Here is a 19,813-nt window from a genome sequence, read left to right on the forward strand (position 1 = left end):
GGTGAACGCCGGTGGGCGCGTGGTCTTCGGACCCCGCGCCCATCGGCGTTTTTGTGTGTCACGGAGTAACGTGTACTGCAGTCGAGGAGTGTCCGGTGAAGTTCGAGGAGATCCCCGCGGTGAAGAAGATCGGGGTCCAGGCGTTGAAGGCGCATCAGTGGGTCTACGAGCGCACGAACGGCAGGATCGGCCACCGCATCCTCGGGGTGCCCTGCTTGTTGCTCGACACCGTCGGCGCGAAGACCGGGCAGGCGCGGGTCAACAGCCTCACCTATGTGCGCGACGGCAAGGACTATGTGGTGGTGGCCTCCAACGGAGGCGCGCCCCGATCGCCCGGCTGGTACTTCAACCTGCGGGCACGTCCGGACGCCTCGATCCGGGTCGGCACGACCACCGTGCCGGTCACCGCCAGGCTGATCGGGCCGGACGACGCGGACTACGCGCGGCTGTTCGCCGCCGCCGACGCGAACAACGGTGGACGCTACAGCGGCTACCAGCGGCACACCGAACGCCCGATCCCGCTGGTCGTGCTGGCACCGCGGTAGGGAACGCAGAAACGCCGGTGGGCGCGTGGCTTCGGGCCGCGCGCCCACCGGCGTTTTCGGGTTCAAATCAGCGGAGCAGCTTGGCCTTCAGCTTGCCGAGGGTCGCCTGATCCAGGCCGAGGCCGTCGGTCAGGTACTTGTCCACGGTGCCGTAGTCGGCCTTGAGCTTGTCCAGGCCGGACTGCAGGTAGCTGGCCTCGACGCCGAGCAGCGGCTCGAACAGCAGAGCCACCTGCTCGCCCTGGGTGGAGGCGATGTAGGCGCGGGTCTTGGCGGCCCACTCCTTGTTGTACTCATTGGTGAGCAGGTAATCGCTCATGATGGTCTGATCGCTGGCGCCGCCGATGCTCTGCAGCAGCATCGAGGTCCAGCCGGTGCGGTCCTTGCCTGCGGTGCAGTGGTAGACAGCCGGGCCCTTGGTGTTCGCCAGACCGGTGAGCAGCTGCGCGAAGCCCGCCTTCTCGGCCGCGCCGGTGACGAACGCCTGGTTCATCTCCTGCATCATCCGGCGAGCGTCGTCGGGGGACTTGATCTTCCCGACCATGTCGTTGATGTTGCCCGACAGGATCGGGATGCGGACGTACTCCGCGCCCGCCGGGACGATGTCGGCCTTGTCGTGGACTTCCTGGTCGCTACGCAGGTCGTAGACGGCGGCAAGCTTGAGCCCGGCGAGGGTGGCGACGTCGTCGCCCTTCGGCACGATGGCATCCGCGCGATAGAAGACGCCCTTGTTCAGGTTCTTCCCGTGCGCGCCTGCGTAGCCGGCGCCGGTGCCCGCGACATCGCGGAAGTTCGGGATGCTGGCCATCCGCGGAGCGTCCGGCGCGGTCTTGCCAGCGCCGACGCTACCGAGGCCGGAGTTGGGCAGTTCGGCGAGCGCCGGGGGGACGACCGGGTCGGCCTGTGCGAGGCCGACGCCGCTGAAACCGGCGAGCAGCACTCCGCTCGTCACCAGCAGCGATCCCGCGATCCTGGAACCGTGTCGAGACATGAAGAACCTTCCGATCGGATAAAAGAGGTCTGTCGGGAGGCGAAGGTAGTCACGCGGGCGCTCCGCTGTCTCGAATGACGGCCGTTTCTCCCGCTCAGCGGTCACAATCTTGTTGGACGGCTCACAATCCGGTCCGATACGAGGCCCCGGGGTGTCAAACGGTAGGATTGGGCGACTTGTGGCCGTATCCGTCAGCGAAGGCGTGGAGATTACATGGAACTGTTCCTGGACATCCTGCTGGTGATCACCAGCCTGCTGCTGATCCTGCTGGTGCTGCTGCACCGCGGCAAGGGTGGCGGCCTGTCCAGCCTGTTCGGCGGCGGCGTGCAGTCCAGCCTGTCCGGTTCCACCGTCGTGGAGAAGAACCTCGACCGGCTCACCGTGTTCACGGCCGTGATCTGGCTGATCGCGATCCTCGGTATCGGTCTGCAGATCAAGTACAGCTGACGATTCCTCCGGATCTGGAGGTCGTGATCCTGCCGGGACGGGGCTGAGCACCGATACTGGTTCCATGAACCCGTTGCCCGTGCACGAGGGTCCGCGTCCCGATCACCCGGCAGAGCCTCCCCGGGAGGCCACGGAACCGCTGCGCGAGGACATCCGGCTGCTCGGCGGGATCCTCGGCGAGATCATCCGCGAGCAGGCGGGCGACGAGGTCTTCGATCTGGTCGAGCGCGCGCGGGTCGAGTCGTTCCGGGTGCGCCGATCGGAGATCGATCGCGCCGAGCTTGCCGACCTGTTCTCGAGCGTCGACGTCGGCGTCGCGATCCCGGTCATCCGCGCCTTCAGTCACTTCGCCCTGCTGGCGAACCTCGCGGAGGACCTGCACCGCGAGCGGCGCCGGGCCGTCCACGTTCGGGCGGGCGAGCCGCCGCAGGACAGCAGCCTCGCCGCGACCTATCGGAAACTCGATGTGGCGCAACTCGATCCGGCGACCGTGTGCCATGAGCTCGACGGTGCATCGGTGGTGCCGGTGATCACCGCGCACCCGACCGAGACCCGGCGTCGGACGGTGTTCGAGACCCAGCACCGGATCACCGAGCTGATGCGGTTCCGCGAGCGCACGGAGCTGGACCCCGGCGAGCTGGCGGGGGTCGACCGCGATCTGCACCGGCAGATCCTCACCCTGTGGCAGACCGCCCTGATCCGACTCTCACGGTTGCGGATCCAGGACGAGATCGAGGTGGGCCTGCGGTACTACGACGCGGCCCTGTTCGAGGTGGTGCCGAGGATCAACGCCCAGCTGCGCGCGGAGCTCCGGCGCCGCTGGCCGGAGGCGAACCTGCTCGCCGAGCCGATGCTCACCATGGGGTCCTGGATCGGTGGCGACCGCGACGGGAATCCCTTCGTGACGGCGGAGGTCGTGCGCCGGGCGACCAGTCGGGCCGCGGCGACCGCTCTCGAGCACCATCTCGGTCAGCTCGAACTCCTCGAGCGGGAACTGTCCATGTCGGACCGGCTCGTGGACGCCTCGGCGCCGCTGCGGGCCCTCGCGGACGCGTCGGGAGACGACTCGCCGTTCCGGTCGGACGAGTCGTACCGGCGCGCGCTGCGCGGGATCCGTGGGCGGCTGACGGCGACCGCGGTCCGCATCCTCGGCGGGGCCGAGGTCGCGCTGTCGCGGTCCGCCCTCCATCAGGCTGGCCTGGAGCCGTTCGGCACGGCGGCGGAGCTGCTCGCCGACCTCGATGTCATCGATGCGTCGCTGCGCGCGCACGGGGACGAGCTGCTGGCCGAGGATCGGCTCGCGACGATGCGTGAGTCGGTGCAGGCGTTCGGATTTCACTTGGCCGGGCTGGACATGCGACAGAACTCGGAGGTGCACGAGCAGGTCATCGCGGAGCTGTTCGCCTGGGCGGGTGTGCACCCGGACTACCGGTCGCTGTCCGAGCAGGAGCGCGTCGCCCTGTTGACGGCGGAACTCGGGCTGCGGCGGCCACTGGTGGGGCCGGGGGCCGAGTTCGGCGAGCTGACCACCTCCGAGCTGGCGATCCTGGCCGCAGGGGCGGAGGCCGTGCGGAGCATCGGCGCGGGGGCGATCCCGAACTACATCATCAGCATGTGCACCTCCGTCAGCGACATGCTGGAGGCGGCGGTGCTGCTCAAGGAGGTCGGCCTGCTCGATCCGGGGGCGGACGGGTCCGCGCCGTCCTGCCCGGTCGGGATCGTCCCGCTGTTCGAGACCATCGAGGACCTGCAGGGCGGAGCGACCACCCTGACCGCGGTGTTGGACGTGCCGGTGTACCGCGCCCTGCTGAGCGCTCGAGGAGGGCGGCAGGAGGTGATGCTGGGGTACTCGGACTCCAACAAGGACGGCGGTTACCTCGCGGCGAACTGGGCGCTGTACCGGGCGGAGCTGGACCTGGTTGAGGCGGCCAGGGCGGCGGGGATTCGGCTGCGGCTCTTCCACGGCCGTGGCGGCACCGTCGGCCGGGGCGGGGGACCGAGCTACGAGGCGATCCTGGCGCAGCCGCCCGGCGCGGTGGCGGGGTCGCTCCGGATCACCGAGCAGGGCGAGGTGATCGCGGCGAAGTACGCCGAACCCCGTCTGGCGCACCGCAATCTGGAGACCCTGCTCGCCGCGACCCTCGAGTCCACCTTGCTGGACGTGGAGGGGCTCGGCGCCGACGCGGAGCCGGCCTACGCGGTGCTCGACGAGCTGGCCGCCGCGGCCCGCATCGCCTACGGCGACCTGGTGCACGACACGCCTGGCTTCGTGGAGTACTTCACCACCTCCACGCCGGTCGCCGAGATCGGCGCGCTCAACATCGGCAGTCGACCGGCCTCGCGCAAGGCAACCAAGTCGATCGCCGACCTCCGCGCGATCCCGTGGGTGCTGTCCTGGAGCCAGTCCCGGGTGATGCTGCCGGGCTGGTACGGGACTGGCACGGCGTTCGAGGAGTGGGTCGGCGGCGACCCGGCGCGCCTGGCAAGGCTCACGGAGCTGTACGAGCGGTGGCCGTTCTTCCGCACCGTGCTCTCGAACATGGCGATGGTGATGTCGAAGTCGGACATGGGCCTGGCCGCGCGCTACGCGGAGCTGGTGCCGGATGTCGCGTTGCGGGAGAGGGTGTTCGGCAAGATCACCGCCGAGCACGCGCGGACGATCGCGATGTACAAGGCGATCACCGGCAACGACGACCTGCTCGCCGACAACCCGGGCCTGAGAAGGTCTGTGCACAACCGGTTCCCGTACCTCGAGCCGCTCAACCACCTGCAGGTGGAGTTGCTGCGGCGGTACCGATCCGGCGACGACAGCGACCTGGTGCGTCGGGGTATCCAGCTGACGATGAACGGTTTGGCCACGGCGCTGCGTAACAGCGGGTAGCCCATCGGAATTCGGGTGAGGGAGGGGGCGGTCCGTCGGTGGCGACATTCGACATGGCGGTCGAGGACTACGACGCGCGCGATCTGCTCGCGATGTCAGGAGGCCCAGGGTGGACGGTGGACGTCGAGCGGTCGGCAATGCTCGTGCACGACCGCCAGCCCTACTACACGGACGTGCTGGCGCATGGGGTTCGCTCGCGAGTGGTCGCCGAGACCTCGCGGCTGGTGGACTGGGCAGTCGGTCGGGGGGTGCCCGTGATCGGGAGTGCACCCCGCGCGGCTTCGGATCCGGCGCAGCGGGGCCTGCTCGGGGAACTGTGGGGGATGGGTCCGACGGAGCGTCAATCTGCTGAGACGGCGATCGATTCGCTCGAATTCGGCGTGACGTGGGTGAAGAAGCGCAGCTACAGTGCCTTCTTCGCAACAGATCTCGCCGAGGAGTTGCGCCGCACCGGTCGTGATCAGTTAGTCGTCGCGGGTGTCTTCGCGTCGGCGGGCATCCTCGCGACGACCTTCGACGCGTTCGCGCGAGATGTGCAGTGCTTTGTCGCCGTCGAGGCGACCGCCGACCACACGAAGGATCGGCATGCTGCGGCGCTCGAACTCATTACGGAGCTCACCGGCAGGGTGGTGTCGGTCGCCGAGATCGTCGCGAGGTGAGGGTGCGATCGGGTATCCAGATGCGATGTGCGAGAACCCCGCCCCTCACAGTGGCGACGACCTAGGCAGATTCCTCGAAATCGGTGGAACCGCGAGTGCGGTGCTACGTCCCCGTGAACTCGCGTAGGTGCAGACACACCTCGTCGATCGCCTGTTTCGCCTGCGCGAACGTGCCGATCTCGGTGACGAAACCGTGGAAGACGCCGGCATACCTGGTCAGCGAGACGGGGACGCCGTCGCGCCGCAGCCGTGCCGCGTACGCCTCGGCGTCGTCTCGGATCGGGTCGACCTCCGCGGTCACGATCAGGGCGGGCGGCATGCCGCGCAGCGAATCGGCGCGCATGGGTGCCGCGAGGTGGTCGTCCGCCCGGTGTCCCGGGCCGACGTATTGGTCCCAGAACCAGCGCGCGTCCGCGGCACTCAGCAGTGGTGCATCGGCGAATTCCGACCACGACGCAGTGGTGAATGTCCCGTCGACGGCGGGGTAGGCGAGCACCTGGGTCACGGGAAGGGGGCTGCTCTTGTCGCGTCGGTGCAGGCAGAGCGCAGCGGCGAGATTGCCGCCTGCGGAGTCGCCCCCGATCGCGATCCGTCCCGGATCGATGCCGAGCTCCGGTGCGGTCCGGGTCAGCCACGCGTAGGCGTCGATGCAGTCTTCCAGTGCTGCCGGGTACGGGTTCTCGGGAGCCAGGCGGTAGTCCAGGGACACGACCGCCCACCCGGATCCGGCGGCGATCGCGCGGCACAGCTCGTCGGCGCCGTCCAGGGTTCCCAGGACGAAACCTCCGCCGTGTAGGTAGACGAGCGCGGGACGACAGCCGTCCCGGTCGGCCCTGTCCGCGCGGTAGAGCCGAGCCCGGATCGTGCCGTCGCGGGTCGGCACGGTCAGTTGTTCGACATCGGCGAGCGGCGTGATCGGCTCGGCGGGTGGCGCCGTGTTCAAGAGCGCTCGGGTCTGCTCCGGTCCCAGCTCGCTGATGGGTTTGCGCAGGACGTCGGTGATCATCTGGGCCACGGCTTTGGCCTGGTCGTCGAGCAGATTCCACCAGGCTGGAGCGTCGTCGTTCATCTGAAGAAACCTCACAAGTCGTTGACAGGAAGTGATCTGTGCCTCACTATCATAGTCACGTGACCAAGTCGTTTGACTAGAAACTCACGTTCCACCTGGGATCCGCTGCTGACGGTGTACCGCGCACACGATCTCGTCGAATCGAAAGGACAGAAGGATGACCGAAACCACGATCGGTCCCGCGACACGCGGGGCCGACGCGGTCGGCGGGGTCGACATTCGGATCGAGGACGATGCGAGCCCGATCGTCCGGCTGATCGGGCGGACCATCGCCGATTCCCTCCGCGCGAACGGTGCGGCCTCCGTCGTCGCGGCGGCGGCAGGCACAGTCGCCGTCCGCTCCCACGACACCCCGCAGGCTGCGACGATCGGCATCTCCGACGGTGTCGTCGCGGTATCGGGCGGCGTGTTCGCCGAGCCCGACCTCACCCTGACCGTCGACCTGAACGCTCGACTCGCCCTGGTCGGCGAGCCTGTTGTCGCAGGCGACGATGCTGTCGCCGCCGCGGCGCTGGCACTGCTGTCGCCGCCGCTGCCGGACTGGCAGGTCGCCGCGGAGACGTTCTGGTCCGCGGCGCGGTCGGTACCGGGGATCCCCGACGTCCTCGTCGCGATCGCGGACGGCCCCGACGGGTTGACTCAGCTGGTCGTCGGCGAGGGTGAGACCCACTATGTGATCGCCGGCCCCCCGGAGCTGTTGGCAGGCATCTTCTCGGGCGCCGACGACCTGATCGCCGCCCTCTCCACCGGTCTGATCGGCGTGCGCGGCACGCTCTCTCAGCTGTCGGTGCTGGTCGCCGCATCTTGGAAGGTTCGATACGATGTCTGAAATCACTAGCACCGTAAGGGATCTCGACACCCCCGTGCGCACGGTCCGGCTCGAGTCCACCAACCACGACGGCAGCTTCCTCGGCAAGAATCTGGCGCCCAAGAAGTTCACCGCGGGTGCGGGCTCGGGCTTCGCGATGGCCGATCTCCTGTTCGGCCTCGACCTGGGCAATGCGCCGACCTTCGGCTTCGCCTTCCCCGAGTGGCGTGGGCATGTGTCGGACGTGCAGTTCCGGCCCGACATGTCGACGCTGGTGCAGTGGGAGCCGGGCCTGCAGTCCGTGATCGGTGACTACTGGCAGGCGGACGGCACCCCGGTCGGGACCTGTCCGCGCAACCTGGCCCGCAAGCTGGTCGACCGACTCGCATCGCGCGGTTTCACGGCCACCGTTGCGGTCGAGATCGAGGCAACGCTGTTCCAGGAATCCATCCACGAGGCCCGGGCCAAGGGATACCGCGACCTGACCCCGCTCGGCGGTTCCGCCGGCACCGCGTACCACCTCGCGAAGTCGAAGGACTGGGTCGACTACATGTCGGCGGTGGCTCGTCGTCTCGACGAGATCGGCATCGAGTGGGAGGCGTGGAGCGACGAGGACGCGGCGGGCCAGGTCGAACTCAATCTGGTTCCTGGCGATCCGATCTCGGTGTGCGACAACTGGGCTCGTGCCCGGCAGGTGATGCGTGAGGTGGCCTTCGAGCGCGGGCACACCGTGACCTTCATGGCCAAGCCGACGGCCGGGTACGGCCAGGCCTCGCACGTCAATCTGTCTTTGCAGCGCGACGGTGTCAACGCGTTCTACGCCCCTGACGGGCCGTCGGACACGATGCGGCATGCGGTCGGCGGGCTGCTCGCGACGATGCAGGGGGCTGCGTCGGTCATGCTCCCGCAGATCACCTCGTACCGCCGCCTGGTCGACCTGAGTGGCCCGCCGACGACGATCACATGGGGCATCGGTAACAAGAGCACCGCGGTGCGCGCGGTGTGCGGGCACCCGGCGTACTCCCGACTCGAATATCGCGTGCCAGGCGCCGACGCGAACCTGTACCTCGCGGTAGCGGCCATTCTCGCCGGTGTGATCGCCGGCCTCGATGGTGAGATCGAGCCGCCCGAGCCGGTCAGCGACCTGGCGTGGTGTGTGCCCGACCTCGAACGGCTGCCGGACACCATCACCAAGGCGGCCGCCGCGCTCGAGGCGGACCTGATCCTGCGCGAGCAGCTCGGGGACGAGTTCGTCGACTACTGGGTCGGTACGCGGCGCTGGGAGTGGATGCAGTTCCACACCGCGGGTGGTGATCCGTTCGCCGAGCTCTCCGAATGGGAGTCGGCCCGATACTTCGAGTTCCCGTGACCGCGGGGAAGGCGACGCCGGGCTCCGTCCGGCCATTGATCGGTCTCACCGGCCGACGGTTTCGGCTGGGGTTGGTCGACGGTCTGGACACCCGCTACGGTCACCTGTTCGCGGACGCCTTCATGTCCGATTTCTCGGACCGGATCGCCAGGGCCGGTGGCATTCCGGTGAACCTGCCGTACGACGCCGACCCGGAGGCGCTCTGCCACTGGCTGTCGGGCGTGGTCATCACCGGCGGCCAGGATGTTCATCCCGGGTGCTGGGGTGGCGATCCGTCGGTGGTCCGTGACGTGGATCCGCGGGATGATCCGATGGTCCACGATCCCGATCGGGACCGGTTCGAGATCGCGCTCGTGCGTGCGGCTCTCGCCAGGCACATCCCGGTCCTCGGGGTGTGCCGGGGCCTGCAGGTCCTGAACGTCGCTCGTGGTGGCACGCTGATCGCCGACCTCCCGCCCGGCTCCGTCGAGCACCTCTCGGGTTCGGGTCCGCTCACCGACGGTGCTGACGATCACAAGGTGATGTTCGAGCCCGGTTCGATCGCGGAACGACTGTTCGGCGCCAGCGCTGTGACCAACTCATGGCACCACCAAGCGGTCGACCGCTGTGGTACCGGCCTGGTGGTCACGGGGCGCGCGGGTGACGGCGTCGTCGAAGCGGTCGAGCTGCCCGGGGCGCCGGTGCTCGGTGTCCAGTGGCATCCCGAGTGGATGGAGCGCGACGATCCGGCGCTGAGCTGGATCGTCGCCGAAGGCAACCAACGGATCTGACCAGGGAACGACTGTCGGCCGCCACCGAGGGCGGCGGCCGGCAGTGGTCATTCGCGTAAGCCCGGAATCAATCCACGCTCACCCAGGACACCAGCGAACGCAGGGCTTCCTCGGGGGAGACCTTCGCGGGCTTGGCTGCCGGCTTCGCGGCATCGCCGAGGTTGGCGGCCATCCAGGCGTTGAGCACGCCGAGGGTGGTCTCGATCTGCCTCTCCGCCGCAGTGCGGTCGGTGAACACCAGGTAGTTGAGTGCGAATCCGTCGGACAACGCAGACACGGTGTAGGTCAGCTCGTCCACGGTGTCCGGGTCGACCGCCTGGCCGGCGGCGGTGGCAGCGGACTCGAGGATCGTTCGCATGGTTGCGAATGCCTCGTTGTACACCATCTCGGCCTGCTTGCCCTCCTGGCGCTGGGCCCAGCTGATCAGCTCGATGATCGCCGCGCCGAAGTCCGGATTCGCCATGTACCACTCCATCACGCCGTGCAACAGAGCGCGCGCGCTGGTCTCCACGTCGCCGTGGACATCATTGCGCGTCAACACTTCTCGATACTGCTCGGCGACGTGCTCGAAGACGGCCGCGAACAGCACTTCCTTCGTGGCGAAGCAGTAGTGCAGCGTGGCCAGCGGAGCGTTCGCCTCCTGTGCGATGCGGCGTGTGGTTGCGCCGTCCACCCCGTGGGCGGCGATCATGCGCACGGCCGCCGCCACCAGTTCGGCGCGACGTTCAGCGGCGGGAATGCGAGCCATGCGTTCCTCCTGTGAATCAGATATGGACGATTGATCAAGTCAACTCCAACGCTACCAGTCGGACCTGGGGGCGATGGCACGCGACACTCGTCCATTTCGTCCTATCTTGGTCGTAAGACTTGATCAATTGACCCACTGTCGCTACCGTTATGACTGGCATCACATGCCGACTCGCGTTTGTGGCCGTGCCCCCGCGACGACGGCCCCCCCAATCACCGCCCGAGACACCTCGAAGAGGACGACATGACCGAAGTCGAATCAGTACACCGGGAACCCGCGATCGCACTCGATCGAATGGCCATGGACCCGCCGATCGACACCCTTGTCGACTTGCTCGCGAACCGGGCCGTCAGCTCTCCCGACCGCGAGTTCCTCCGATTCGAGGAAGGGTCGTGGACCTTCGGCGAGATCGACGACTGGACCTCGCGCTTGGCGCAGCGCCTGGTCGCGGAGGACGGAGTCCGCGCAGGCGACCGGGTCGCGATCATGCTGCCCAACGTGGTGCAGTGGCCGGTCGCCTGGCTCGCGATCCTCAAGGCCGGCGGCGTCGCGGTGCCGGTGAACTCGTCATACCAGCGCGCCGACCTCGACTTCGTGCTCCGGGACTCGGGTGCCCGGGTGATGGTCACCGACGCTGCGCACACCCCGCTCGTCGAAGAGGTGCGCGGCGCGAACGGCGATCTGGGGGATATCCGGGTTGTCGAGGCCGCGTCGCGCAGCGAGCTCGCGCAGTATCCGCGGGACCGGCCGGGTATCGCCATCTCCGGCGCGACGCTCGCCAACCTCCAGTACACCTCGGGGACCACCGGATTCCCGAAGGCGTGCATGTTGACCCACGATTATTGGGTTCGGCTGGGGTGGATCTGTGCGAGCGCGGCGGGCCTCGGGGCCGACGACGTGGCACTCACCTCGCAGCCGTTCTCGTACATGGACCCGCAGTGGAACACGGCGCTGTGCCTCACGATCGGCGCGCCGCTGGTGGTGCTGCCGCGGTTCTCCGCCTCGGGTTTCATGGCGGACGTCCGCCGACACCGGGCCACGTTCTGCTACGTGCTCGGCTCCATGCCCACGTTGCTGTTCAAGCAGGCGCCGAGCCCGGAGGACCGGGACAACGACCTGCGCCTCGCGCTGTGCTCGGCGATCCCCGTCGCGCTGCACACGCAGCTCGAACAGCGTTGGGGCGCGCCGTGGCGGGAGATCTTCGGAATGACCGAAAGTGGGGTCGACCTGGTCAGCCTCCCCGGCAGCGCGGCCGACGTCGGCAGCGGGCGGCTGGGGCGGCCTGTTCCGACAAAGCAGGTCCGGGTCGTCGATCCGGAGGGCCGAGACGTTGCCGCGGGAGAACCCGGCGAGCTGATCACGTCGGGCAGACCGATGATGCTCGGCTACTGGAACCGGCCCGAAGAGACCGCACAGGTCTTGCGCGAAGGCTGGCTGCACACCGGCGATGTCGCGGTCCGCGAGGCGGACAGCTACCGCCTGGTCGGCCGGATCAAGGACATGGTCCGCCGCGGTGGGGAGAACATCGCGAGCGCCGAGGTCGAACGCGTCCTCGAGCGTGACGACACCGTCATCGCGACGGCGGTGGTCGGCGTGCCGGATGAGCTGTTCGGCGAGGAGGTCAAGGCCTTCGTGCAGCTGGCCCCAGGCGTCGAGGAGAGCCTCGCGACCGCAGAGCGAATCATCGAGTGTGCGCGAAACCAGCTGGCGCGCTTCAAGGTTCCGCGATACGTCGAGTTCGTCGCCGATTTCCCGCGCACCCCGTCCGAGCGTGTGTCGAAGCCGGCCCTCAAGGGGCGCTCCGCCGAGCATCCCGGCACCACCTACGACCTGCAGCCGCCGCGCACCGTAGGCAACGGCAACGGCAGGAGCCAGGCATGACCGACCATCACCTGGATGTGCACATCGACGACGACGTCGCGGTCCTCACGCTGAACCGACCGGCGAGGCTGAACGCGATGGACGTGGCAACGCGGGTGTTGCTCGCGCAGGCGATCCGCCGGTTCGGAACGGGTGATCTCGTCCGCGGGATCGTACTCACGGGCACCGGTCGGGCCTTCTCGGCAGGGGAGGACCTGCAGACGGTGCCGACCGACTACGACGGGATTCGCGAGGCCTTCGCGACCTTCCACGACATTACCCGGGCGATTCTCGAGACGAAGATCCCCGTGATCGCGGCCGTGAACGGGATCGCGGTCGGCGGCGCCTCGGAGATCACGCTGTGCTGCGACTCGCGGATCGGCACCCCCGAGGCCGAGTACTTCCAGCCCGAGAACCATCGCGGGATCATCATCTCGAACGCCTCGAGCCTCCTGATGGGCCGCCTGGTACGCAACCACGCGATGCGGATCATCTTGGGTTCGAACAGGATCGGAGCGGATGAGGCCCTGCGGATCGGGCTGCTCGACGAGATCGTGGCCCCGCAGGCCCTGCTGGGCCGCGCGACCGAGGTGATCACGCAGTGGAACTCGGATCCCCGCACCACCGCGCTGCACCTGGGTCTGCTGCGGCCGCGACTCGAAGACGTCGAGGCCGCGTTCGCCCGTGAAGACGACGCCGCCCGCCGGTCGTGGGAGTCCGGCGCCTTCACCGAGGGCATCGGGGGCTTCCTGTCATCGAAGAACGCGGCGCCGTCGGCACCCGCGCAGAGCAATTGAGATCGGAGACAAAAGATGATCACCACCGAAGCAGCACTTCTCACCGCGCTGAACGAACCGTTGGAATTCACCGAGATCCAGGTCGACGACCCGGAACCCAACGAGGTCCGCGTCGCGGTCTCGAACGTGGGCCTGTGTCATAGCGATCTGCACTACATGACCGGTACCGTGCACGCCGACCTGCCGGTGGTGGTCGGGCACGAGGTGGCGGGCATCGTCGAGTCGGTCGGCTCCGCGGTGACCTCGTTGCGTCCGGGTGACCGCGTAGTCGGCGCCCTCACGCCCTCGTGCGGGTTGTGCCGCAACTGTCAGGCCGGGCACTCGACACAGTGCCAGCGCGCCTCGCAGATCCGGCAGCGGCCCCGCCCCGCTTTCCAGCTGCCGGGAGGCCGGGTCGTCGAGCGGCTCGGCGACATCGGTGCGTTCTCCCGCCACACCCTGATGCGGGAGAACTCGTTGGTGCAGGTGCCCGACGAGGTGGGGCTGCACGTCGGTTGCCTGCTCTCGTGCTGCATCGTCACCGGCGTCGGGGCCGTCTTCCGTGGCGCGCGGGTACGCCCAGGCGCCACCGTGGCCGTGATCGGCTGTGGCGGTGTCGGATCGGCCATCATCCAGGGGGCGCGGCTCGCCGGTGCGTCGGCGATCGTCGCCGTCGATCTCGACGATGCCAGGCTCGCGGCGGCGCGGACCTACGGTGCCACGCACGTCGTGAACGGCGCGACCGATGTCCCCGCCGAGGTCCGGTCGCTGCTCGGTGATGGCGTGGACTACTCGTTCGAGGCAGTCGGTTCCGCGCGTACCGCGGCCACCGCGCTGTCGGTCCTGCGTGCCACGGGTACGGCCTGCCTGGTGGGCATCGCGCCCGACGGCACCGAGCTCACCCTGCCGGCATCGGACTTCTTCTTCGGGGAGAAGCGACTCATCGGCTCCTACATGGGCTCGGGGCAGGCACACGCGGACATCACCCAGTTCGCACGCCTTTACCTGCAGGGGGGCCTGCTGCTCGACGAGATGGTCAGCGATGTCATCCCGTTCCGCGAGGTCAACAAGGGCTTCGAGGCGATGAAGTCGGGCGAGGTGACCCGCATCGTCGCCGACCTCACCGTCTGAGCACACCTCCTCCATCCCTACTCACGCACCGAAGGACGCCGCAGATGTCGAACCCGCAACTGCCCCAGCCGATCAACTACATCGCAGACGAGTGGTCCGAGTGTCGGACGATCCCCGAAGCGTGGAATCTGGACCCCAACACGGGCCAACCGGTCCACCGCGCCGTCACCACCAGCCCGGACGACGTGGAGCGTGCCCTTCGGCATGCCGAGCGGTCCTACGGCTTCGAACGCTGGGACGACGGGGCGAGCGAGGAACGTGCGGCGGTCATCGAGCGCGCGGCCGACATCGTCGAGGCCCGGATCGAGGACATCGCCCGGACCGATGCCCTCACCAGCGGTGTCCCGATCGCGAAGGCTCGGATGGTCGCGCAGTTCCTTCCGCACCGGATCCGTTCGGCGGCTGCGGAGTTGCGCGCCATCCCGCGTCGCACGGCGCTCGCAGCCGGTGGCCGCGACGTGCGGCTGTACAAGGTGCCGTGGGGCCCCGCGGCCATCCTCACTCCGTGGAACGGCCCCAGTTTCATCCCCGCGGCGAAGATGGTGAGCGCGCTCGCCGCCGGCTGCCCCGTCATCCTCAAGCCTTCGGAGCACGCGCCGAGCAGCGCCCAGATCATCGTCGAGTGCTTCGTCAAGGCGGGGCTGCCCGAAGGTGCGCTGCAACTCGTGCACGGCGCGGGTGACGTCGGCGCGGCGATCACCGGTGATCACCGGGTGAAGATCGTCTCGTTCACCGGCGGCCCGAACGCGGGTCGCGCGATCGCCCGCGCGGCCGCGGAGGACTTCAAGGTGCTCCAGTTGGAGCTCGGCGGCAACAACCCCGCCCTCGTGCTGGACGACGCCGACATCGACGTGACCGCCGACGGGATCCTCGACGGGATGACCAAGCTCAACGGTCAGTGGTGCGAGGGACCAGGAAAGGTGTTGGCACACAAGAGCCTCGTCGAGCCGCTCCTGGATGCGCTGCTCGATCGCATCTCCCGCATCGAGATCGGGCATTCGCTCGACGAGGGCACCCAGCTCGGCCCGATTTCGAACGCCCCGCACTTCGCCACGCTGCGCAGCCGCATCGATGGGCTGCGGGCCAAGGGCGCGACGATCCATCAGCCCGCGAAGCTCCCCGCGCTCGGCGGGTTCTTCCTTTCGCCCACCGTCGCTTCGGGAGTCGATGCGTCGGTGGCGACCGCCGAGCTGTTCGGGCCACTCGTCAGCCTGCACGCCGTCGAGTCCGACGAGGACGCGCTGCGCGTTGCCAACGCCAACCCGTCGGGTCTCGACGCGTACGTGTTCGGCGGCGACCTGGACCGCGCCATCGAGGTCGGATCCAGGGTGCTGTCGGGAGAGGTGCGCGTGAACGGTGCCAAGGTCGCCGACCTCGGCGACGATTCGGCGCAGAGCTTCTGGGGCACCTCCGGAATCGGTGGGCACGCGCCCGGCGAGTCCTTCCGGGTGTTCTGCGGCGACCGCGTGGTCGGCGTCGATTCCCCCGACCTTCCCATGTAGCGATCGCGACTGGTTTCGCGTCTCCCCTTGACTGTGACGGGGACCACTGGTCTACTCGACTAGATCGTTTGATCCAGTCAAACGATCAACTCAACGAAAGCGGCAATGCCATGAACTTCCCCTCCACCCCCGAGACCGGGGTCGTCGACGTCATCGGCGTCGGCGCCGGCTTCACCGGCCTCTACCTCTCACACCGGCTCACCAATGCCGGATGGACCTTCGCGGGCTTCGAGGCCGGACCGAGCGTCGGCGGCACCTGGTTCTGGAACACCTACCCGGGCGCCCGCTGCGACGTCGAGAGCATCTACTACTCGTACTCGTTCGACGAGGCGCTCCAGCAGGAGTGGACGTGGAGTCAGCGGTTCGCGCCGCAGGCCGAGATCCTCAGCTACATCGAACACGTCGCCGACCGCTTCGACCTGCGCAAGCACTTCACGTTCGACACCCGCGTGGTCGGCGCGGCGTGGAACGCGACGGACCGGCTGTGGGAGGTGCGGCTGGACAACGGCGAAACGCGCCGCGGCCGCTACCTGATCTCGGGCGCGGGCGGGCTGTCCACGCCCAAGGACTTCGACGTGCCGGGCCTGGAGAACTTCACCGGTCTCCAGGTGTCGACCAGCAGGTGGAACATCTCGCTCGACGACCTCGCGGGCAAGCGCGTCGCCGTGATCGGCACCGGATCCTCGGGCGTGCAGGCTATCCCGCTGATCGCGCAGGTCGCCGAGCACGTCACGGTGTTCCAGCGCACCCCGAACTACGTGATGCCCGCCCGCAACGCCGAACTCTCCCCGGAACAGGTCGAATCCATCAAGGGTGACTACCAGGCGATCCGAGAGGAGTGCAGGCACTCTCTCGGCGGCATCCCCGAGCGCCCCGTGGCCGACAAGGCCTTCGACGTATCGGCCGAGGAGCGTCAGCGGCGCTACGAGGCGGCCTACCAGCTCAGTGGATTCAACGGCGTCGGCGCCGAGTTCGTCGACCTGCTCACCGACGTCGAGGCGAACCGCACCGCCTCGGAATTCATCCACGACAAGATCCGCGAGATCGTGAAGGATCCGGCCACCGCCGAGCTGCTGGTGCCCAAGTACCACCCGCTGGGAGCCAAGCGCAGCTGTTTCGGAACGGACTACTACGAGACCTTCAACCGGCCCAACGTGTCGCTGGTGTCGCTGCGCGACGAACCGATCGAGACGATGAGCGCGAACGCGATCGTCACCTCGAAGGGCACCTACGAGGCGGATGCCGTGGTGCTCGCCATCGGGTTCGACGCCTTCACCGGTCCGCTGTACGGGCTCGGTCTCACCGGCGCATCCGGCCAGAAGCTGCAGGATGCCTGGCAGGACGGCGTTCGCACCTATCTCGGGATCATGACCGCGGACTTCCCCAACTTCTTCATGGTTGCAGGCCCGCAGAGCCCCGCACTCGCCAGCAACGTGGTGATGTCAATCGAGCAGTCGGTGGACTGGATCGCCGACCTCATCGAGCACGCCTGCGACTCCGGCGCGACGCGCATCGAGGCCACCGTCGAGGGCCAGAACGACTGGGTGGACATCACCGAGGAGACCGTCGCCGCCACCCTGTACGCCACCACCGATTCCTGGTACCGCGGCTCCAACGTCGAGGGCAAGCCGAACACCTTCATGGGCTACCTGGGCGGTGTCGGCAAGTACCGCCGGATGTGTACCGAGATCGCTAAGCGCGGCTATCCCGGCGTCGAGATCGACGGCGAAGTGCAGTCCCGCAACCTCGGCCCGATCCACCAGGAGATCTCATGAGTAAGGCAGTCCATCGGCGCTACGTGGCCTTCTCCGACGCGCACTACGCGGGCAATCTTGTCGACGGCGCCTACGCCCTGAAGCTCTTCGGAGACGTCGGCACGAACCTGTCGATCGAGTTGGACGGCCACGAGGGCCTGTTCGCCGGCTACTCGTCCGTCGAGTTCCTCGCCCCGGTGCGCGGCGGTGATGTCGTGGAGGCCGAGGCCCAGCTGGTGAAGAAGGGAAACCGCAGCCGCACCGTCGACTTCGAGCTCCGCGTGGTCTGCCGCGGCTCCGACGACACCGGACGATCGCAGGTTCTGGAGCGTCCCTTGGTCGCGGTGCGCGCCCGCGGCACCGCCGTCATCCCCGCAGAGAAGTAGTGAGTGATCGCCATGCAATTGATCCACGAAACCGGGTGGGCCGCAACGCCCGCCACCGTCGAGCAGCCGCTGACCGGTGACATCGACTGCGACGTGGTCGTCATCGGTGGCGGTGGGGGCGGCATGTCGGCCGCTCTCCGTCTCGCCGAGAAGGGCGTCGACGTGGTGCTCCTCGAGGCGCAGACCCTCGGCTGGGGTGCCACCTCCCGCAATGCCGGGTACATCACGAACTCGATCGCCGCTGATCCGGAGCTGCTGGGTCTGCTGCTCAAGCACGAGCGCCTGCGCGAGCTGTATCGGTACGCCGAGAACGCGGTGCACTTCGCTGAGGACGCGATCGCCCACCACGGGATCGACTGCGGTTACCAACAGGCCGGCATCGTGATGGCCGCCGTCTCCAAGGGGCAGTTGCGGCACGCGCGCCGCAACGCGAAGGTACTGGCCGAGGCCGGATCGTCGGCCGAATTCGTCGAGGGCCCTGAGGCGGGCCTGCCGGAAGGTTTCCTGGGCGGAATGCGTGAGGGCGTCGGCGGCACGCTCAACCCCGGTGAGTTCGTTCTCGGCCTGCGGGCCGCGACGATCGCGTCCGGCGTGCGCGTCTACGAACGCACCCCTGCCCTTGATGTCACCGACACCGGCGACGGTGTCACCGTCGAAACACCGGATGGAACGATCCGGGCTCGCAAGGCACTGCTGACGACCAACGCCTACAGCGCGGGTCTTTCCATCGCGCCGAAGAACCTCGCCACCCCGGTGTGGACCTCCCTGGTCGAGACCGAACCCATCGCACCCGAGCGACTCGACGAGATCGGCTGGACCAGCCGTGCCCCGATGGTCACGCTGCACATGATCATCGAGAGCTACCGCGTGACCCCTCGGGGCACCATCGTGTTCGGCACCCGCCGCGTACAGACTGGGCGGAACCCACTACCGAGCCGCACTCCCGCGCGGAAGGTCGCCGACGACCTCGTCCGTGGTTTCCGCGACCGCTTCCCTGGCCTGCGGGACATCAAGCCGCAGCAGGCCTGGGGCGGCTGGATCGGGATGAGCTCCACCTGGCTCCCCGTGGCCGGCGAGGCCTCCGACAACGTGCTCTACTCGCTCGCTTGCAATGGCCACGGCTTCGCCCAGACACAGTACGTGGGCCACCTGCTGGCGGACCGCATCGGTGGCGCGCCGCTGCACGACGACCTGGCGGCGATCTGGCACGGCCGCAAGCGCTTCTGGCCCAGCCTCGTCGGCGCCCCCGCGCTGTACGCGGCTTGGCTCGCCGACCGCGCCTCCGACCGCCTGGCGGCCCTCACGAATTGACCATCGCCGCCGCGCTGCGCCGATGTCACCACCCAAGGAGGAACCATGTCCATCAAAGAACTGCTCTTCGCGGTCGCGGACGTCTGGATGATCGCCGTCGGATTCACCTGCGGGATCAAGTTCATCCGGAACCACAAGAACTACCTGCTCGGCATCGAGTGGATCGTTGTCGCGACCTCGGGTTCGAACTTCCTGATCTACGGCCTCGTCAAGGCCGGCCACGACAGCCCGATGTACGCCGCCGCGTCCTTCCTGGATGCCTTTTCCCGGTCGATCGGTATCACCCTGATCCTGGTCCTCGGGCTGATGAGGGTCACCCACCGGTACAAGCCGTCCCTGGCGGTGGACATCGGCGTGTTCGCTCTCGCGGCGGTGGTGGGCTTCGCCCTCGTCGGGTACGCCGAGACGATCGGGACCCCCGCCAAGATCTTCTTCATCGTCGTCAACGTGCTCACCACGATCTTCCTGCTCTACTTCGTCAAGCGACTGTGGGGCATCGACGAGCGCGGGCACGCCGTGTGGACCTCTCTGGCCACCGCCTGCGGATTCGTCATCGCATCGATCTACGACTTCGTCCACATTCCGGGCGACGACTCGGAGCACACGATCTTCTACATTCTCGCGCTGTCCACGTGGGGCCTGCAGATGTTCGTGTACTACCGCGCCTACCGGGCATTCGACACCTACAACAAGCGCGTCGACGCCGAGACGATCAGCGGCGCCGCAGTCACGGTGTGACCGGCGGAATTCCCAGAAACCTATGGGGTAGTGCCGATTTGACGCGATTCCCTGTGGTTGATCCAGAG

Annotated in this window: 18 protein-coding genes; 15 read left to right on the top strand and 3 right to left on the bottom strand. The window is 68.0% G+C overall.

Annotated features, from left to right (window positions below):
- The first annotated feature begins 95 nt into the window (after positions 1 to 95).
- Positions 96 to 545 carry a nitroreductase family deazaflavin-dependent oxidoreductase gene (locus BR31_RS0103275; RefSeq protein ID WP_231496349.1) on the top strand — a complete coding sequence of 150 codons (450 nt, stop codon included), beginning with the start codon at positions 96 to 98 and terminating at the stop codon, positions 543 to 545.
- Between the two features lie 67 nt (positions 546 to 612).
- On the opposite strand, the gene BR31_RS0103280 is transcribed toward BR31_RS0103275, so the two are convergent.
- Positions 613 to 1,536: a tyrosine-protein phosphatase gene (locus tag BR31_RS0103280; protein WP_027499702.1), complete on the bottom strand. Its 924-nt coding sequence runs from the start codon at positions 1,534 to 1,536 to the stop codon at positions 613 to 615.
- Positions 1,537 to 1,749: 213 nt separating this feature from the next.
- On the opposite strand from BR31_RS0103280, the gene secG reads away from it, so the two are divergent.
- The 3 genes from secG (at position 1,750) to BR31_RS27315 (ending at position 5,523) form a co-directional block, all read left to right on the top strand.
- Complete coding sequence (gene secG, locus BR31_RS0103285) at positions 1,750 to 1,983, top strand: preprotein translocase subunit SecG (protein ID WP_027499703.1); 234 nt, start codon at positions 1,750 to 1,752, stop codon at positions 1,981 to 1,983.
- A gap of 64 nt (positions 1,984 to 2,047) precedes the next feature.
- The gene (gene ppc / locus BR31_RS0103290; protein WP_051636908.1) at positions 2,048 to 4,864 is read left to right on the top strand and encodes a phosphoenolpyruvate carboxylase; all 2,817 of its coding nucleotides are present in this window, start codon (positions 2,048 to 2,050) and stop codon (positions 4,862 to 4,864) included.
- 116 nt (positions 4,865 to 4,980) lie between these two features.
- On the top strand, positions 4,981 to 5,523 hold the full coding sequence (locus BR31_RS27315; RefSeq protein WP_197023532.1) for an isochorismatase family protein: 543 nt from the start codon (positions 4,981 to 4,983) through the stop codon (positions 5,521 to 5,523).
- A 103-nt stretch (positions 5,524 to 5,626) separates the two neighbouring features.
- Here the strand turns inward: BR31_RS27315 and BR31_RS0103300 are convergent, their stop codons facing one another.
- Positions 5,627 to 6,592, bottom strand: a complete 966-nt coding sequence (locus BR31_RS0103300) for an alpha/beta hydrolase (protein ID WP_027499705.1) — start codon at positions 6,590 to 6,592, stop codon at positions 5,627 to 5,629.
- Between the two features lie 157 nt (positions 6,593 to 6,749).
- Here BR31_RS0103300 and BR31_RS0103305 point away from each other — a divergent pair, with 157 nt between their 5' ends.
- From BR31_RS0103305 to BR31_RS0103315, 3 genes are read left to right on the top strand one after another with little or no spacing between them, the layout of a single operon-like run.
- Positions 6,750 to 7,421: a hypothetical protein gene (locus tag BR31_RS0103305; protein WP_027499706.1), complete on the top strand. Its 672-nt coding sequence runs from the start codon at positions 6,750 to 6,752 to the stop codon at positions 7,419 to 7,421.
- Entirely contained in the window at positions 7,414 to 8,769 is a 1,356-nt protein-coding gene (locus BR31_RS0103310) for a glutamine synthetase family protein (protein WP_027499707.1), read from the top strand. Before BR31_RS0103305 ends, BR31_RS0103310 begins: the two co-directional genes overlap by 8 nt.
- On the top strand, positions 8,766 to 9,539 hold the full coding sequence (locus tag BR31_RS0103315) for a gamma-glutamyl-gamma-aminobutyrate hydrolase family protein (protein WP_027499708.1): 774 nt from the start codon (positions 8,766 to 8,768) through the stop codon (positions 9,537 to 9,539). The genes BR31_RS0103310 and BR31_RS0103315 overlap by 4 nt, the downstream gene beginning before the upstream one ends.
- A gap of 67 nt (positions 9,540 to 9,606) precedes the next feature.
- On the opposite strand, the gene BR31_RS0103320 is transcribed toward BR31_RS0103315, so the two are convergent.
- Positions 9,607 to 10,287, bottom strand: a complete 681-nt coding sequence (locus BR31_RS0103320) for a TetR/AcrR family transcriptional regulator (RefSeq protein ID WP_027499709.1) — start codon at positions 10,285 to 10,287, stop codon at positions 9,607 to 9,609.
- Between the two features lie 243 nt (positions 10,288 to 10,530).
- On the opposite strand from BR31_RS0103320, the gene BR31_RS0103325 reads away from it, so the two are divergent.
- The 8 genes from BR31_RS0103325 to BR31_RS0103360 all read left to right on the top strand — a co-directional run bounded on the left by BR31_RS0103325 (position 10,531) and on the right by BR31_RS0103360 (position 19,745).
- Complete coding sequence (locus tag BR31_RS0103325) at positions 10,531 to 12,168, top strand: class I adenylate-forming enzyme family protein (protein ID WP_027499710.1); 1,638 nt, start codon at positions 10,531 to 10,533, stop codon at positions 12,166 to 12,168.
- Positions 12,165 to 12,944: an enoyl-CoA hydratase/isomerase family protein gene (locus tag BR31_RS0103330; protein WP_027499711.1), complete on the top strand. Its 780-nt coding sequence runs from the start codon at positions 12,165 to 12,167 to the stop codon at positions 12,942 to 12,944. The genes BR31_RS0103325 and BR31_RS0103330 overlap by 4 nt, the downstream gene beginning before the upstream one ends.
- A 15-nt stretch (positions 12,945 to 12,959) precedes the next feature.
- Positions 12,960 to 14,054, top strand: coding sequence for a Zn-dependent alcohol dehydrogenase (locus tag BR31_RS0103335; protein WP_027499712.1), 1,095 nt, complete (start codon positions 12,960 to 12,962; stop codon positions 14,052 to 14,054).
- A gap of 44 nt (positions 14,055 to 14,098) precedes the next feature.
- Positions 14,099 to 15,556 (top strand): aldehyde dehydrogenase family protein, encoded by a 1,458-nt coding sequence (locus tag BR31_RS0103340; RefSeq protein WP_027499713.1) that lies wholly within the window; start codon positions 14,099 to 14,101, stop codon positions 15,554 to 15,556.
- A 110-nt stretch (positions 15,557 to 15,666) separates the two neighbouring features.
- Positions 15,667 to 17,331 carry a flavin-containing monooxygenase gene (locus tag BR31_RS0103345; protein ID WP_027499714.1) on the top strand — a complete coding sequence of 555 codons (1,665 nt, stop codon included), beginning with the start codon at positions 15,667 to 15,669 and terminating at the stop codon, positions 17,329 to 17,331.
- Positions 17,328 to 17,696 carry a hotdog fold domain-containing protein gene (locus tag BR31_RS0103350; protein ID WP_027499715.1) on the top strand — a complete coding sequence of 123 codons (369 nt, stop codon included), beginning with the start codon at positions 17,328 to 17,330 and terminating at the stop codon, positions 17,694 to 17,696. The genes BR31_RS0103345 and BR31_RS0103350 overlap by 4 nt, the downstream gene beginning before the upstream one ends.
- A 12-nt stretch (positions 17,697 to 17,708) precedes the next feature.
- Positions 17,709 to 19,007 (top strand): NAD(P)/FAD-dependent oxidoreductase, encoded by a 1,299-nt coding sequence (locus BR31_RS0103355; protein ID WP_027499716.1) that lies wholly within the window; start codon positions 17,709 to 17,711, stop codon positions 19,005 to 19,007.
- Positions 19,008 to 19,052: 45 nt separating this feature from the next.
- Positions 19,053 to 19,745 carry a hypothetical protein gene (locus tag BR31_RS0103360; protein WP_027499717.1) on the top strand — a complete coding sequence of 231 codons (693 nt, stop codon included), beginning with the start codon at positions 19,053 to 19,055 and terminating at the stop codon, positions 19,743 to 19,745.
- Positions 19,746 to 19,813 lie beyond the last annotated feature (68 nt).

Source organism: Rhodococcus sp. UNC363MFTsu5.1, from assembly GCF_000686785.1.
Classification (GTDB): Bacteria; Actinomycetota; Actinomycetes; order Mycobacteriales; family Mycobacteriaceae; genus Rhodococcus_G; species Rhodococcus_G maanshanensis.

What these genes read in the sequence shown, in the direction of transcription:
- BR31_RS0103280 (WP_027499702.1), bottom strand. Translation starts at nt 1,536, where the DNA reads ATGTCTCGACACGGTTCCAGGATCGCGGGATCGCTGCTGGTGACGAGC.
- BR31_RS0103350 (WP_027499715.1), top strand. Translation starts at nt 17,328, where the DNA reads ATGAGTAAGGCAGTCCATCGGCGCTACGTGGCCTTCTCCGACGCGCAC.
- BR31_RS0103305 (WP_027499706.1), top strand. Translation starts at nt 6,750, where the DNA reads ATGACCGAAACCACGATCGGTCCCGCGACACGCGGGGCCGACGCGGTC.
- BR31_RS0103355 (WP_027499716.1), top strand. Translation starts at nt 17,709, where the DNA reads ATGCAATTGATCCACGAAACCGGGTGGGCCGCAACGCCCGCCACCGTC.
- secG (WP_027499703.1), top strand. Translation starts at nt 1,750, where the DNA reads ATGGAACTGTTCCTGGACATCCTGCTGGTGATCACCAGCCTGCTGCTG.
- BR31_RS0103330 (WP_027499711.1), top strand. Translation starts at nt 12,165, where the DNA reads ATGACCGACCATCACCTGGATGTGCACATCGACGACGACGTCGCGGTC.
- BR31_RS0103335 (WP_027499712.1), top strand. Translation starts at nt 12,960, where the DNA reads ATGATCACCACCGAAGCAGCACTTCTCACCGCGCTGAACGAACCGTTG.
- BR31_RS0103360 (WP_027499717.1), top strand. Translation starts at nt 19,053, where the DNA reads ATGTCCATCAAAGAACTGCTCTTCGCGGTCGCGGACGTCTGGATGATC.
- BR31_RS0103340 (WP_027499713.1), top strand. Translation starts at nt 14,099, where the DNA reads ATGTCGAACCCGCAACTGCCCCAGCCGATCAACTACATCGCAGACGAG.
- BR31_RS0103325 (WP_027499710.1), top strand. Translation starts at nt 10,531, where the DNA reads ATGACCGAAGTCGAATCAGTACACCGGGAACCCGCGATCGCACTCGAT.
- BR31_RS0103320 (WP_027499709.1), bottom strand. Translation starts at nt 10,287, where the DNA reads ATGGCTCGCATTCCCGCCGCTGAACGTCGCGCCGAACTGGTGGCGGCG.
- BR31_RS0103345 (WP_027499714.1), top strand. Translation starts at nt 15,667, where the DNA reads ATGAACTTCCCCTCCACCCCCGAGACCGGGGTCGTCGACGTCATCGGC.
- BR31_RS0103310 (WP_027499707.1), top strand. Translation starts at nt 7,414, where the DNA reads ATGTCTGAAATCACTAGCACCGTAAGGGATCTCGACACCCCCGTGCGC.
- BR31_RS0103300 (WP_027499705.1), bottom strand. Translation starts at nt 6,592, where the DNA reads ATGAACGACGACGCTCCAGCCTGGTGGAATCTGCTCGACGACCAGGCC.
- ppc (WP_051636908.1), top strand. Translation starts at nt 2,048, where the DNA reads ATGAACCCGTTGCCCGTGCACGAGGGTCCGCGTCCCGATCACCCGGCA.